The sequence below is a fragment of the Franzmannia pantelleriensis genome (genome assembly GCF_900102875.1).
Lineage (GTDB): Bacteria > Pseudomonadota > Gammaproteobacteria > Pseudomonadales > Halomonadaceae > Franzmannia > Franzmannia pantelleriensis.
On record NZ_FNGH01000011.1, the window covers coordinates 102,056 to 116,285 of the forward strand.

Here is a 14,230-nt window from a genome sequence, read left to right on the forward strand (position 1 = left end):
CAAGGGCGAACCGGAAGACGTCAACGCCTTTGGCCGCTTCCCCTGGAAGGCCGGCCAGTTCCTCGACCGACCGGAAGCGACACCACCCGCGGATGCGCCGGATGTCCTGAATGACGACGAGCGGCCACGCCGATAGCGAAGCCTGGTAGCCGAGGGATGGGGCGACTACGCTGCGCGAGGGGCGCCGGGGACAGGTCGTAGCGGAGGTTTCGATGCCAGGGATGGCATCGGTAGCGCCCAGGGATGGGTTCACAGCGCCTCCGCGAAGGCCTGTCGACGGATCAGCCCCGAGCTTCACTACGCCAGAGACGCCAGAGAGTCATCCGCGTCCCTCTTGCCCCGCCAACTGGTGCGCTTTGACCGGGTAGCCGCGGTCCTTGTAGGTCTTCCAGCAGGCGCGCTTGGCCCTCAGCACCTCCTGGTGCTGGTTGATGATCTCGGCGACCCGTTCGAAGCGCGAGAACCATTCGGGGATCTCGGGATGCAGGTTGAGCATCGCCTGGGGGTGCTCCTCGGCGGGGTCCGGCGGCCCCTGCCAGCCGATCACCACCGGCACCTGGCTGGCCATCTCGCTACCGGCCAGGGCGTGGGGCACATAGGCGTCGGCGCGGAAGGTCCACAGCAGCTCGTCGAGCTGGTGGGCCATGGCCTCGTCCTCGGCGTGGAGGTGCAGGCGGTAGCCCTTGCGCTGGATGGTCTCGGTGAGCCGGCAGGCGAAGGTCAGCCGGGCCTCCAGCGTGGTGTCGGGTAGGACGTAGAAATCGACTTGAGTCATACGGCTCGCCAAAAGGTGTGCTGATTATGGCATCGAGGCGGGGCTCTCCCGGCGACAGGGCGACGAGGGGGCACTACTTGCGCCCTGCTTCGTTCTCGCATCCTGCTCCGCTTGCAGGACCGGTGCTGGCCATCCATGGCCAGCCCGTTCGGAGGAATCCTCCTCACCCATGGCGCAAACCTCCGCTACGACCTGCCCGACGGCGCCCCGCCACGCTGGTGGCGGGCGCAAGCGCTGAGAGCGCGGATTATACCAGCCGGGTCAGCCAGCCGTGGGTGTCCTCGGCGCGGCCGTACTGCAGGTCGAGCAGGGTGCGGCGGATCTGCTTGGCCACCGGGTTGTCGCTGGGCTGGCAGCGGATGCGCTCATCCTCGCCGACCAGCTCGCCCACCGGGGTGATCACCGCGGCGGTGCCGCAGGCGAAGACCTCGGTGATCTCGCCGGAGGCGGCGCCCTCACGCCACTCGTCGATGCTGATATGGCGCTCTTCCGGCTGCAGGCCGGCGTCGCGGGCCAGGGTCAGCACCGAGTCGCGGGTCACGCCCTCGAGGATGGTGCCGGTCAGCTTGGGGGTGACGATACGGCCGTCCTTGAACACGAAGAACAGGTTCATGCCACCGAGCTCTTCGATCCATTTGTTTTCGGCGGCGTCGAGGAAGGCGACCTGGCCGCAGCCGTGGGCCTCGGCCTCCTTCTGCGCGGCCAGCGAGGCGGCGTAGTTGCCGCCGCACTTGGCGAAGCCGGTGCCGCCGGCGGCGGCGCGCTTGTAGTTCGACGACAGCCAGATCGACACCGGCTCGACGCCGCCCTTGAAGTAGGCCGCCGCCGGTGAGGCGATGACGTAGTAGTCGACCTCGTGGGAGGGGCGCACGCCGAGGAAGGTCTCGCTGGCGATCATGAACGGGCGCAGGTAGAGGCTGCACTCGTCAGCTTCGCTAGAGGGTGTCGGTACCCACTCATGGTCCTGGGCGAGCAGCGCCTTGAGCGAGCCGATGAAGTCCTCGTCGGAGAGTTCCGGCAGGGCCAGGCGGCGTGCGCTGCGGCGGAAGCGTTCGGCGTTCTTTTCGGGGCGGAAGGTCCACACCGAGCCGTCGGCGTGGCGGTAGGCCTTGATGCCCTCGAAGATCTCCTGGCCGTAGTGCAGTACCGCGGCGGCGGGGTCGAGGGTCAGCGGCCCGTAGGGGCGTACCTCGTGGCCGTGCCAGTCGGCGTCGAGGGTCCAGCGGATATGCGCCATATGGTCGCTGAAATAGCGGCCGAAACCGGGGTTGGCAAGGATGTCCTTGCGGATGATGTCCGCCGTGGGTTGGGCGTTGGGCAGTTGGGCAAAGCTTGCAGTGGGCACGGCAAAGGGTCTCCGCTACACCTGAGGCGCGTCATGGGCCCCCAGGGTGATACAGGAACACCGAGTCGCCGGGCGACTCGGTGCGTGAACAGTCGTCAGGCCTACCATGAGAAAGTCGCCGTGGAAAAAAGGCAACCCCCTTGGCCGGTCTGGCGTCATTCGTCGCCGGTTTCGACCTCGGCGTCGGCCTCGCGGTCGAGCAGGTACTGGGTCAGCAGGCCCACCGGGCGGCCGCTGGCGCCTTTCTGCTTGCCGGAGGTCCAGGCGGTGCCGGCGATGTCGAGGTGCGCCCAGGGGAACTGGTCGGCGAAGCGCGACAGGAAGCAGGCGGCGGTGATGGTGCCGGCCGGGCGCCCGCCGATATTGGCCAGGTCGGCGAAGTTGGAATCAAGCTGCTCCTGGTACTCCTCCCACAGCGGCAGGTGCCAGGCGCGGTCCCAGGCGGTCTCGCCGGCTTCCAGCAGGTCCAGAGCGAGGTCGTCGTCGTTGGACAGCAGGCCAGTGGCGTGGTGGCCCAGGGCGATGATGGCCGCTCCGGTGAGGGTGGCGATATCCACCACGCTGGCCGGTTGGAAGCGCTCGGCGTAGGTCAGGGCGTCGCACAGCACCAGGCGCCCTTCGGCGTCGGTGTTGAGCACCTCGACGGTCAGCCCCTTGAGGGTCTTGATGATGTCGCCAGGCTTGGTGGCCAGGCCGTCGGGCATGTTCTCGGCGGCGGCGACGATCGCCACCAGGTTGATCTTGGGGCGGATGGCCAGCACCGCGTTGACGGTGCCGAACACGCTGGCCGCGCCGCACATGTCGAACTTCATCTCGTCCATGGCTTCGCCGGCCTTGAGCGAGATGCCGCCGGTATCGAAGGTGATGCCCTTGCCGACCAGCACATGAGGGGCGTCGTCGGGATTGTCGGCGCCCTGGTACTTCATGACGATCAGCCGCGATGGCTCGGCGCTGCCGCGGCCCACCGACAGCAGCGAGCCGGCGCCCAGCGCTTCCAGCGCCTCTTCGTCGAGGATCTCGACCTCGAGTGCGCCATCGGAGCCCTTGCCCAGCGCCTCGGCCTGCTCGGCCAGGTAGCGCGGCGTGCAGACGTTGCCCGGCAGGTTGCCCAGGGTGCGGGTGACATTGATGCCGGCCCCGATGGCGGCGCCGATGCGTGCGCCCTGCTTGGCCGCCTCGGCGTCTTGGCCATCGCCGACCAGCAGGGTGACGCGCTCCAGCTTGGCCGCGGGAGCCGGGTCGGACTTGAATTCGACGAAACGGTAGATGGCGCGCTCGGCGGCTTCCAGGGTCATGCGTGCCTTCCAGGCACAGCCGTGCTCGCCGACTGGCACGTCGGTGAAGGCGGCAGCGGCGTCGCTCACCGGCAGCTTGGCCAGGGTGGCGAAGGCGGCGTCCAGTGCCTTGCGAAAGGCAGCCTCGTTGCATTTGTCGCGCTCGCCCAGGCCCACCAGCAGCAGGCGTTCGCCGCTGACGCCGGGGGCAAAGGGAATCATTTGCACGTTACCGAGCCCGGCGCTGAAGTCACCGCGCTCGATCAGCTGTCCAATCAGCCGCTCGCTGGCATCGTCGAGCTTGGCTGCAGCTGGCAGCAGGTCGCCGTCCTTGAATACCGGTACCACGAGACAGGCCGTTTCGACCTTGGCCGGATTGGCCGTCTGAACAGTGAATTCCATGACGTCTCCACAAGACAAGCGAAAGGGGATTCTGGATAATGCCGGCACGACGCCTTGGCGCAGCCGAATGCCGTCCAGTGTACGCAATGCGCTGCGCCATTGCATGGGGAGCGATACCTGCCCTGCATGGAGCACCGGGAGAGTTTCTTGATCATATTTCGCTACCTGACCCGCGAGATCCTGCTGACCATGGCCGCCGTGGCTGGGGTCCTGTTGCTGGTGATCATGGGCAGTCGCTTCATCCGCTATTTTACCGATGCCGCCGAGGGCGATATTCCGGCCAGCATCCTCGGCACCCTGATGCTCTTCCATCTGCCGGGCTTTCTCGAGCTGATCCTGCCGCTGGCCTTCTTTCTGGGTATCCTGCTGGCCTACGGCCAGCTCTACCTCAACAGTGAAATCACCGTGCTGGTGGCCTGCGGCACCAGCCCACGGCGGCTGCTGACCATCAGCCTGGTGCCGGCCACCCTGGTGGCGATCCTCGTGGCGCTGTGTAGCCTGTGGCTAACCCCGGCCGGGGCGCTAAACAATGCGGTCACCCTCGAGGAGCAGCGCAGCCAGCTTGACTTTTCGGCGCTGGCGCCGGGGCGTTTCCAGGACCTGGGAGCCGGTCGCACGGTTTATGTAGAGGGCTTCACCGACAACCAGACGCGCATGCAGAACGTCTTTATCAGTGAACGCCAGCGACGCACCGACGGCACGCCGGAAGACAGCGTGACCCGCGCTCAGAGCGGCTACCAGACCGTCGACGATGATACCGGCAGCCGCTTCCTGGTGCTGGCCGACGGTGAGCGCTACAGCGTCGATCCGGGACGCTTCGAGGCCGAACGCCTCGAGTTCGCCACCTACGCGGTGCGTTTGTCGCGGGCCGATGAAGTGGTCGAGATCGACTCCCCCGAGTACGCCACCACGCTGGCGCTGCTGGGCAGCGATGACCTCCGCGCCCACGCCCAGCTGCAGTGGCGCTTCGGGCTGCCGCTGATGGTCTTTATCCTGACCCTGATGGCGATGCCGCTGTCCAAGGTCAACCCGCGCCAGGGGCGTTTCGCCAAGCTGCTGCCGGCGATTTTCCTGCACATCAGCTATCTCAGTCTGCTGCTCGCCGCCCAGGATGCCATCGGTCGCGGTGCTCTGCCGGTGGCGGTGGGCATGTGGCCAATCCACGCCGCCTACCTGGCAATCGGGCTGGTGATGATGCAGCGGGCTCAGCAAAAGGGGATGCGCTGATGATCGCCGACCGCCTCGACCGCTATATTGCCCGCAACGTGCTGGGCGCGATCATCGTCGTGCAGCTGGTGCTGCTGGGTCTCGATTTGGTGATCTCCTACATCAACGACCTCGACGACGTCGAAGGCGACTACGGCGCTTTCCAGGTGCTGGTCTACCTGATCATGCGCCTGCCGTGGCGCTTTTATCAGTATGCCCCGGTAGGCGTGCTGATCGGCGCCCTGATCGGCCTGGGTAGCATGGCCTCGAGCAACGAACTGACCGTGATGCGCGCCGCCGGACGCTCGCTGTCACGCATCCTGTGGGGGGTGATGAAGCCGATCATCCTGGTGGTGGTGGTCGTGTTGCTGGTGGCTGAATACGTCAGTCCGCGTACCGAACAGTTCGCCAGCGCCTGGCGCATCGAACAGATGCAGGGCGAGGGGGCGGTGTTGACCCAGCGTGGCGGCTGGCAGCGCGAGGGTGATGCGGTCTACCGCTTCGGTGCCATCCGCGGCGACAACACCGTGCTCGACCTGACCCGCTACGAATTCGAGGGTGAGACGCTGCGTGCCGCCACGACGGCCGAGCGCGCGGTATGGAATGATGGTCATTGGGTACTGGAGGAGGTCTCGGTCACTCGCTTCGAGGAGGAGCGTACCGAAGCCGAGACACGCGAGCGGCTCGACTGGCAGACCAGCCTGACGCCGGATCAACTGAGTCGCCTGCTGCGCCCGGTCAATAGCCAGGCGCCCAGCGAACTGTGGGCCTATGCACGCTACCTGCAGGACCAAGGGCTGCAGGCGACCCAGCCGCTGCTCTATTTCTGGCAGAAGATGCTGATGCCACTGACCATGGCCTCACTGGTGCTGGTCGCCGCCTCGTTCGTGTTCGGCCCGTTGCGCACCGTAGCGGCCGGCACCCGGGTGTTCTACGGGGTGATCACCGGACTCTGCTTCAAGTACTTGCAGGACCTGCTGGCGCCGGCCTCGATGGTATTCGGCTTTTCGCCGGCGTGGGCGGTGCTTGGGCCGACGCTGATCTGTGCTGGACTCGGGTTCTATCTGTTACGACGCTCAGGCTGATACGAGGACGCTATGCGACGACGCTTTTCCGATCTTGACAGCGTGTGGCCGGCTGGTCTCGGCCGCCGCCTTGGGGCGATGCTCTACGACAGCTTCCTGGTGATGGCGATCTGGGTGTGTATGGCCTTAATAGCGGTGGCGCTCAACCAGGGCGAAGCCAACGAGTCGCCGCTGTTTCAAAGCCTGCTGTTTACGGCCACTTTTGCCTTTTTTGCCTTCTGTTGGATGCGCGCCGGCATGACCCTGGGCATGCAGGCCTGGCGGCTGCGCGTGCAAACCCTGGACGGTGCCAGTATCACCCTGGTGCAGAGCCTGGTCCGCTTTCTCGTCGCCGGCCTATCGCTGGCGCTGCTGGGCCTCGGCTACTGGTGGGTGCTGTTCGACGGCCAGCGTCGTAGCTGGCCGGATATCGCCTCGGGCACCCAGGTCGTGGTGCTTCCCAAGCCAAAAAAGACATCGATCTAATCAATAGGTCGTAGTTGCACTTGCAATGCTCTCTGCGAATCATTTACATTCGTCGTGTAGATGATCAGCGAGGTGATGGCATGTACGTGTGTCTGTGCAACGGGGTAACCGACAAGGCGATTCGCGAGGCCGTAGACGGCGGCGCGCGCAGCTGGCGTGAAGTGCGCGAGTCCACCGGTTGTGCCACCCAGTGCGGCAAGTGTGCCTGTGTCGGCAAGGCGCTGACCCGTGAGGCTGTCGTCACCAGCATGGTCGAGGCCAACCAGGATCTTGCCTATGCCGTGTGAGGCTGACTGACGCCCGTCAGTCATTGCTATCCGCGACTTTTCACAAATGCGAGAACGTCTCGCTAACTCACTGTCCTTATTGGTTTTTTTGCCTTTTCTCGGTTTTTTGTCGATACTGGTGACACGACGTCGCGCCCTGCGGCGACTCTAGCGTTTAGTGTCATGCATTTAGGAGACGATCGATGAAAGGCGACGCCAAGGTCATCAAACACCTGAACAAGGCCCTCGGAAACGAGCTGGTGGCCATCAACCAGTATTTCCTGCATGCCAAGATGTACAAGGACTGGGGCCTCAAGGCGCTGGCCAAGTGGGAGTACGACGAATCCATCGAGGAGATGCAGCACGCTGATCGCCTCATCGAGCGGATCCTGTTCCTCGAAGGGGTGCCCAACCTCCAGGACCTCGGCAAGCTGCACATCGGTGAGAACGTGCGCGAGATGCTCGAAGCCGACCTCAAGATCGAGCATGACGGCCGCAAAGACTACATCGAGGCCATCACCTACTGCGAACAGGTCAAGGACTATGTGACCCGTGATATCTTCCGCGACATTCTCGCCGACGAAGAGGATCATATTGATCATATCGAGACCGAGCTCGGCCTGATCGACAAGGTGGGTATCGAGAACTACATGCAGCGCCAGATGCAGATGGCCGGCGACGAGTGAGTCGTTAGGCGCGCCCAGCGCTCTGCCGCTTAGCAAACTCCGACACCGGCCCAATGGCCGGTGTCTTGCGTTGAGGAAAGCACGCTGTGGGTATCGTTGAATGTTCTATGCTGGTGCATGAGCAGCCGATCCCTGCACCTGAGGGGCGTTCGGGGGGCGCATCACGCCTTGCCATACGTGACGGTGAACGATGGTTCCGGGATGGCAAGAAACCTGCATGCTCAATAATGACAATCTCGTAACGCTGAGGCCCTTACCATGCATCGACCCCTGTCACGCTGGCTATTTCTTGGCACCACGCTTGGTGCGACCCTGCTGAGCGCCTCCGCTAGCGCCGCTACCGATATTCGTTTCCAGCTCGATTGGCGCTTCGAGGGGCCGTCTGCCCCCTTTCTGATGGCGGTAGAGCGCGGCTATTTCGAAGAGGAGGGGCTCAACGTCGAGATCGACTCCGGCAGCGGCTCGGCGGGGGCCATCAATCGGGTCGCCAGCGGCGCCTACCAGATGGGCTTCGGCGATCTCAATGCGCTGGTCGAGTTTCTGGCCGAGAACCCCGACGGCCCGGGGATCCAGGGCGTCTATGTGGTCTATGACGGCTCGCCGGCGGCGGTCTTCGCACGCAAGGATCGCGATATCGAGACGCCCGCCGACCTGGCCGGCAAGACCCTGGCGGCACCCACCTTCGACACCGGCTATCGGGCCTGGGGTATCTTCGCCAATGCCAACGACCTCGACGCGGATGCCGTAACCTGGCAAAGCGTCGATCCGGCGCTGCGCGAGACGCTGCTGGAGCGTGGCGACGTCGATGCCATCACCGGTTTCTACTTCACCAGCCTGCTCAACCTCGAGGCCCGCGGCATGCACGAGGATGCGCTCACCATCATGCCGTTCCCCGACTATGGCGTGCCGCTCTACGGCAACGCGATCATCGCTAGCGAGCAGTTCGCCGAGGAGCATCCCGAAGCGGTGGAAGGCTTCCTGCGCGCCTTCAACCGTGCCCTGGGCGAGACCCTGGCCGACCCAGAGGGTGCCATCGACTATGTGCGCAATCGCGACGGCCTGATCGATGTCGAGCTCGAGACCCGGCGTCTGAAGCTGGCCATCGAGGGTGCCATCGACACCCAAGACGCCCGCACCCACGGCGCCGGTGCCATCGACGAGGCGCGCCTGGCGGAGTCGATCCGGCTGGTCGCCGAGGCCTATGACCTGCCCGAGGTGCCGGATGCCGAGCGCGTCTTCACCTCGCGCTACCTGCCGGACCAGGAAGCGCGCATGATCTTCCCCGATTAACGCCAAGGGGTCCCATGACCGCCACGACCACTGAGACGCCCGCCGCCACGGCGGCGGGCAGCGAGCGCGCCTTTGTTGACTTCGAGGGTGTCAGCCTCGCCTATGACGATAGCGGTAACGCCATCGAGGACATCAGCCTGTCCATCCGCGACGGCGAGTTCGTCGCCATCGTTGGCCCCTCGGGCTGCGGCAAGTCGACCTTCATGAAGCTGTGCACCGGCCTGCATGGCCCCACTCAGGGCAGCGTGCGGGTGGCCGGCGAGCCGGTCACCGGGCCGCTGAAGATCTCCGGCATGGCGTTTCAGAACGCCAACCTGCTGCCGTGGCGCACCACCCTGGACAACGTGCTGCTGCCGCTGGAGATCGTCAGACCCTACCGCTCGCAGTTTCGCAAGCGGCGCGCGGAGTTCGTCGGCTGGGCACGCGAGCTGCTGCGCACCGTGGGGTTGGAGGGCTACGAGGATCAGTTTCCCTGGCAGCTCTCCGGGGGCATGCAGCAGCGCGCCTCGATCTGTCGGGCGCTGATCCACCAACCCAAGCTGCTGATGCTCGATGAGCCCTTTGCAGCCCTGGATGCCTTCACCCGCGAGGAGCTGTGGTGCGTGCTGCGCGACCTGTGGCAGGCACAGCGCTTCACCGTGGTGCTGGTGACCCACGACCTGCGCGAGGCGGCCTTCCTGGCCGACACCGTGTATGTGATGAGCAAGCGGCCGGGGCGTATCGTCGAGCGGCGCGAGATCGATCTGCCGCGCCCGCGTGAACTCGAGACGACCTACCGCGAGCCCTTTACCAGCCTGGTGCTCGAGCTGCGCGCCCAGATTGGCGAGATTCGTGGAGGTGCGGCATGAAGGCCACCACCAAGGAGCGGCTGGCGCCATGGCTGGCGGTGATCGCGCTGCTGGCGATCTGGGAGGGCACGGTGCGCGCGCTGAACGTGCCGCCGTTTCTGTTCCCCGGCGCCTTGGCCACCTTCGAGGCCATGATCACCTTCGCTGGGCCAATCAGCATGCACTCCTGGCAGACCCTGTGGACCACCGTGGTCGGCTTTGGCCTGGGGGTGGCGGTAGGGCTGGTGCTGGGCTTTATCATCGGCTCGTCGCGCTTCATGTACCGTGCCTGTTACCCGCTGCTGGTGGGGTTCAACGCCATCCCCAAGGTGGCTTTCGTGCCGATCCTGGTGGTGTGGTTCGGGATCGGCTCGGTGCCGGCCATCCTGACCGCCTTCCTGATCTGCTTCTTCCCCATCGTGGTCAACGTGGCCACCGGACTGGCTACACTCGAGCCGGAGCTGGAGGATGTGCTGCGGGTGCTAGGCGCCAAGCGCCTCGACGTGCTGCTCAAGGTGGGCCTGCCGCGCTCGTTGCCGTACTTCTTCGCGTCGCTCAAGGTCGCTATCACCCTGGCCTTCGTGGGGACCGTGGTCTCCGAGACCGTGGCCTCCAACCAGGGCATCGGTTACCTGATGATGAGCGCCGGCTCGCAGATGCGCATGCCGCTGGTGTTCGCCGGGCTGATCGTGATCAGCGCCATGGCCATGGTGATGTACGAGCTGTTCGCCGTGCTCGAGAAGCGCATGACCCGCTGGGCGCATCGCGGCCAGGATCGCTGAGCGCCGACTCTCCGGCCGCAGCCGCTGTCACTGGGCTGTAAAACAAGCGCAGTACCCTCGATGAGAATGACTCATCGAGGGTACTCCCATGCATAAGCGCTTCCTGGCTAGCGTGCAGGCATTGCTACTGGTGGGGCTGGCGCTACCGGCCCTGGCCGACCAGCAACTGGTGCTCTACACCAGCCAGCCCAACAGCGATGCCCAGCAGACCGTCGACGCCTTTCAGGCGGCCCACCCGGAGATCGAGGTGCAGTGGGTGCGTGACGGCACCACCCAGCTGATGACCCGACTGCGCTCCGAGCTCTCCGCCGGCGTCAGCAACCCCGACGTGCTGCTGATCGCCGACAGTATGACCATGGAGTCGCTCAAGCAGGAGGGGCACCTGCAGGCCTACCTGAGCCCGGAACGCGAGGTCTACGGCGCCGAGCTCTACGATTCCGAGGGCTACTACTACGGCACCAAGTTGATCACCACCGGCATCGTCTACAACACCGGCGCCGAGCATCAGCCACACAGCTGGCAGGAACTCATCCAGCCGCAGTATGCGGGCCAGGTCACCATGCCGAGCCCGCTCTATTCCGGCGCTGCTTTGATCCACATGGCGGCGGTCGAGGCCCACCCCGAGCTGGGTGAAGGCTATTACGAGGCGCTGCAGGCAAACCGTACCGAGGCCCAGGGCGGCAACGGCGGCGTGTTCAATGCGGTGGCAGCAGGTAGCAAGCCCTACGGTATCGTGGTCGACTTCCTGCCGATTCGCGAGGCGGCCAAGGGCTCACCGGTAGCGTTCGTCTTTCCCGAAGAGGGGGTGAGCGCGGTAACCGAGCCGGTTGCCATCATGCAGGGCGCACGCAACCTCGACGCGGCGCAGAAGTTCGTCGACTTCGTACTCTCGCGGGAAGGGCAGCAGCTGGTCAGCGAGCAAGGCTACCTGCCCGCCCATCCCGAGGTCGCCCCGCCCGCAGGCTTCCCTGACCGTGACGATATCTCCTTGATGCCGCTGGATACCCACAGCGCGCTGGCCAGGGAGGCCGAACTCAAGCAGCGCTTCGGCGAGCTGTTCGGCAACTGATCATGGCATCGGGTCTAACTGCGAGCGGCCAGCAGCGCTGGCTGCTCACCCTGTTGATGGTCACCATCGTCGCGCTCAGCCTGGTGCCGAGCCTGCGCCTGCTGCTGGAAGCCCTTGGCGATCTGGCCCAAGGCAGCGAGTCGCCGCTGTGGCGGGTGCTGCAGGCCGAGAGCACCTGGCGGGCAGTGTGGCGTAGCCTCTATACCTCAGGGCTGGGCATGCTGATTGCGCTGCTCCTGGGCAGCCTGTTCGCCTTCGTGATCACCCTCACCGACATTCGCGGCAAGGCCTGGCTGGTGTTCTGCTTCATGCTGCCGATGATGATCCCGCCGCAGGTCACGGCGCTGAGCTGGCTGCAGCTGTTCGGTCCCGCCAGTCCGCTACTCAAGAGCATCGGCATGGCGCCGCCGCTGGGCAGCCCGCAGCCGCTCTACTCCGCCGAGGGTATCGCCCTGTTGCTGGGTATCCAGAGCGCGCCGCTGGTGTTCCTGGCGCTGCGTACCTCGCTGCTGTCGCTGCCCCGCGAGCTGGTCGAGGCGGCGCGCATCAGCGGCGCCCGCCAGTCACAAGTATGGGGCCAGATCATCCTGCCGGTGACCCGCGGTGGCCTGGGCGCAGGCGGCGCCATGGCCTTTATCTCGAGCCTCGGCAATTTCGGGATTCCCGCTATGCTGGGCATCCCCGCCGGCTACTACGTGCTGCCGACGCTGATCTACCAGCGCATGGCCAGCTTCGGCACCGGCGTGCTGGCCGAGATGGCCTCGCTGTCGCTGCTGATCGGGGTGCTGGCGCTGGTTGGGGTGGCGCTGCAGCAGGCGTGGATGAAGCGCAGTCGCTTCGGCCTGGTGGGGCACTCGGGCCGTGCCCACGATTTCTCGTTGGGGCACTGGCGCGGCGGGGTGACCGCGCTGCTGGTAGCGCTACTGCTGGCCATCCTCGTCGCGCCCTTGGCGGCATTGGTGGTGAGTTCGCTGGTGCCTGCCGTAGGGGTGCCGCTCAACCTGGAGACCGTCACCCTGAACGCCTATCACGAGGTGATCGGCCGCCAGGGCGCGACCTGGCGTGCGGTGCGTAACAGCCTGTGGCTGTCGGGTGGCGCCGCGCTGCTGCTGATGCTGTGCAGCCTGCCGCTGGCCTACCGTGTGCAGCGCCTGCCACCGCGCTGGCAGAGCCTGGCCCTGAGCGCCATCGAGCTGCCCTATGCGCTGCCTGGTGTGGTGCTGGCGGTGGCCTGCATCCTGCTCTTCGTGCGTCCGGTTCCGCTGGTCAATGTGGCCCTCTATGGCACCCTGGGGCTGATCTTCGTCGCCTACCTGGCGCGCTTCCTGGTGGTGTGCCTCAAGCCGGTGGCTGCCGGCCTCGGTCAGCTCGACCCTTCGCTGGAGGAGGCCGCCCAGCTTGCCGGGGCCGGTCCCTGGCGGCGCCTGGCAGGCATCGTGCTGCCGCTGGTGGCACCGGCGCTGTTCGCTGGCGGGCTATTGGTGTTCCTGCTGGCGGTCAATGAGCTTACCGTCTCGGCGCTGCTATGGAGCGCCGGCAACGAGACCCTGGGTGTGCTGATCTTCAACCTCGCCGAAGGCGGCGAGAGCGTGCTGGCTGCGGCGCTGTCGGTACTGGTGGTGGCGATGGTGGCGGCGCTGATGCTGTGCCTGAGCCTGCTGGCGAAGCACCTTCCCAAGGGCGTCATACCATGGCAGGGCTGAGCATCGAGCGTGTCTCCAAGCGTTTCGGTGAGCACACCGCTGTCGATGCGTTATCGCTGGATATCGCACCCGGTGAGTTCGTCGCGCTGCTCGGCCCCAGCGGCTGCGGCAAGACCACCATGCTGCGCATGCTGGCCGGCTTCGAGTCGCTTAGCGCGGGCGAGATTCGCCTGGGCGGCCGTACCCTGGCCAGCCACGAGCGGCAGCTGCCGCCGGAGCAGCGCAACATGGCCATGGTGTTCCAGTCCTACGCCCTGTGGCCGCATATGAGTGTGGCCGACAATGTCGGCTACCCGCTCAAGCTGCGCCGAGTGAGTGGCGAGGTGTACCGTCAGCGGCTGGCCCAGGCGCTGGAGCTGGTGGGGCTCTCGTCATATGCCGAACGCTCGCCCCAGGATCTGAGCGGTGGCCAGAGGCAGCGTGTAGCGCTGGCCCGCTGCCTGGTCACCGATCCGGATGTGGTGCTGCTAGACGAGCCGTTGGCCAATCTCGACCGCCACCTACGGGCGTCGATGGAGCAGAGCTTTCGCGACTTCCACCGCCGCACCCGGGCGACCCTGGTCTATGTCACCCACGACCAGGGCGAGGCGATGGCCTTGGCGGACCGCATCGCCGTGATGCGTGACGGTCGGCTGGAACAGTGGGCCACGCCAGAGACGCTCTATCGCCAGCCGCGCACGGCCTGGGTGGCAGGCTTTATCGGTCAGGGCAGTTTGCTGTATGCCGCGGCAGGCGAGCCGGGGGTGCGCCTCGAGGAGGCGGATCTGATGCGCGGGCTGGCCGCGGTTGTCGCCGAGCGCACCCAGCCGTTGCTGGTGCGCCCGGAGCACATCTCGGTGCTGGCCGATGCGCCTTCAGGGCAGGGGTTGCCAGCATGGGTGGAGGGGGGCACCTTCCGCGGTGAGCGCTACGAGCTACACTTGCGTCTTGCCAGCGGTGAGGCACTACTCGCCTATCATCCCGTGGCGCTCGATGAAGGGCAGCCGGTGGAGGTGGTCCTGCGCGAGGGCTGGTGCCTGGAGCGCGACAGCCAGTGATCGCATTGGAGGAGGCAG

General features: G+C 65.8%; 14 protein-coding genes. 11 read left to right on the plus strand and 3 right to left on the minus strand.

What is annotated here, in order from left to right:
- Positions 1 to 319: 319 nt before the first annotated feature.
- From BLT16_RS14585 to BLT16_RS14595, 3 genes are all read right to left on the minus strand, one after another.
- A complete protein-coding gene (locus tag BLT16_RS14585) occupies positions 320 to 775 on the minus strand; it encodes a DNA polymerase III subunit chi (RefSeq protein ID WP_089659245.1) in 456 nt (151 codons plus the stop codon).
- A 247-nt stretch (positions 776 to 1,022) separates the two neighbouring features.
- Positions 1,023 to 2,120, minus strand: coding sequence for a branched-chain amino acid aminotransferase (locus tag BLT16_RS14590; RefSeq protein ID WP_089659246.1), 1,098 nt, complete (start codon positions 2,118 to 2,120; stop codon positions 1,023 to 1,025).
- Between the two features lie 155 nt (positions 2,121 to 2,275).
- Positions 2,276 to 3,796: a leucyl aminopeptidase gene (locus BLT16_RS14595; protein WP_089659247.1), complete on the minus strand. Its 1,521-nt coding sequence runs from the start codon at positions 3,794 to 3,796 to the stop codon at positions 2,276 to 2,278.
- Between the two features lie 147 nt (positions 3,797 to 3,943).
- On the opposite strand from BLT16_RS14595, the gene lptF reads away from it, so the two are divergent.
- The 11 genes from lptF (at position 3,944) to BLT16_RS14650 (ending at position 14,212) form a co-directional block, all read left to right on the plus strand.
- Positions 3,944 to 5,023, plus strand: a complete 1,080-nt coding sequence (lptF, locus tag BLT16_RS14600; RefSeq protein WP_176817248.1) for an LPS export ABC transporter permease LptF — start codon at positions 3,944 to 3,946, stop codon at positions 5,021 to 5,023.
- Positions 5,023 to 6,087 carry an LPS export ABC transporter permease LptG gene (gene lptG, locus BLT16_RS14605; RefSeq protein ID WP_089659249.1) on the plus strand — a complete coding sequence of 355 codons (1,065 nt, stop codon included), beginning with the start codon at positions 5,023 to 5,025 and terminating at the stop codon, positions 6,085 to 6,087. Before lptF ends, lptG begins: the two co-directional genes overlap by 1 nt.
- 12 nt (positions 6,088 to 6,099) lie before the next feature.
- Entirely contained in the window at positions 6,100 to 6,552 is a 453-nt protein-coding gene (locus BLT16_RS14610) for an RDD family protein (protein WP_089659250.1), read from the plus strand.
- A gap of 80 nt (positions 6,553 to 6,632) precedes the next feature.
- Complete coding sequence (locus BLT16_RS14615; protein ID WP_089659251.1) at positions 6,633 to 6,839, plus strand: (2Fe-2S)-binding protein; 207 nt, start codon at positions 6,633 to 6,635, stop codon at positions 6,837 to 6,839.
- Positions 6,840 to 7,021: 182 nt separating this feature from the next.
- Entirely contained in the window at positions 7,022 to 7,504 is a 483-nt protein-coding gene (gene bfr / locus BLT16_RS14620; RefSeq protein WP_089659252.1) for a bacterioferritin, read from the plus strand.
- Between the two features lie 258 nt (positions 7,505 to 7,762).
- Positions 7,763 to 8,794, plus strand: a complete 1,032-nt coding sequence (locus BLT16_RS14625; RefSeq protein ID WP_089659253.1) for an ABC transporter substrate-binding protein — start codon at positions 7,763 to 7,765, stop codon at positions 8,792 to 8,794.
- 14 nt (positions 8,795 to 8,808) lie between these two features.
- Positions 8,809 to 9,642 carry an ABC transporter ATP-binding protein gene (locus BLT16_RS14630; RefSeq protein WP_089659254.1) on the plus strand — a complete coding sequence of 278 codons (834 nt, stop codon included), beginning with the start codon at positions 8,809 to 8,811 and terminating at the stop codon, positions 9,640 to 9,642.
- Positions 9,639 to 10,403, plus strand: coding sequence for an ABC transporter permease (locus BLT16_RS14635; RefSeq protein ID WP_089659255.1), 765 nt, complete (start codon positions 9,639 to 9,641; stop codon positions 10,401 to 10,403). Before BLT16_RS14630 ends, BLT16_RS14635 begins: the two co-directional genes overlap by 4 nt.
- 88 nt (positions 10,404 to 10,491) lie before the next feature.
- Entirely contained in the window at positions 10,492 to 11,472 is a 981-nt protein-coding gene (locus BLT16_RS14640) for an ABC transporter substrate-binding protein (RefSeq protein ID WP_089659256.1), read from the plus strand.
- 2 nt (positions 11,473 to 11,474) lie between these two features.
- Complete coding sequence (locus BLT16_RS14645; RefSeq protein WP_089659257.1) at positions 11,475 to 13,175, plus strand: ABC transporter permease; 1,701 nt, start codon at positions 11,475 to 11,477, stop codon at positions 13,173 to 13,175.
- Positions 13,163 to 14,212, plus strand: a complete 1,050-nt coding sequence (locus BLT16_RS14650; protein ID WP_089659258.1) for an ABC transporter ATP-binding protein — start codon at positions 13,163 to 13,165, stop codon at positions 14,210 to 14,212. The genes BLT16_RS14645 and BLT16_RS14650 overlap by 13 nt, the downstream gene beginning before the upstream one ends.
- Positions 14,213 to 14,230 lie beyond the last annotated feature (18 nt).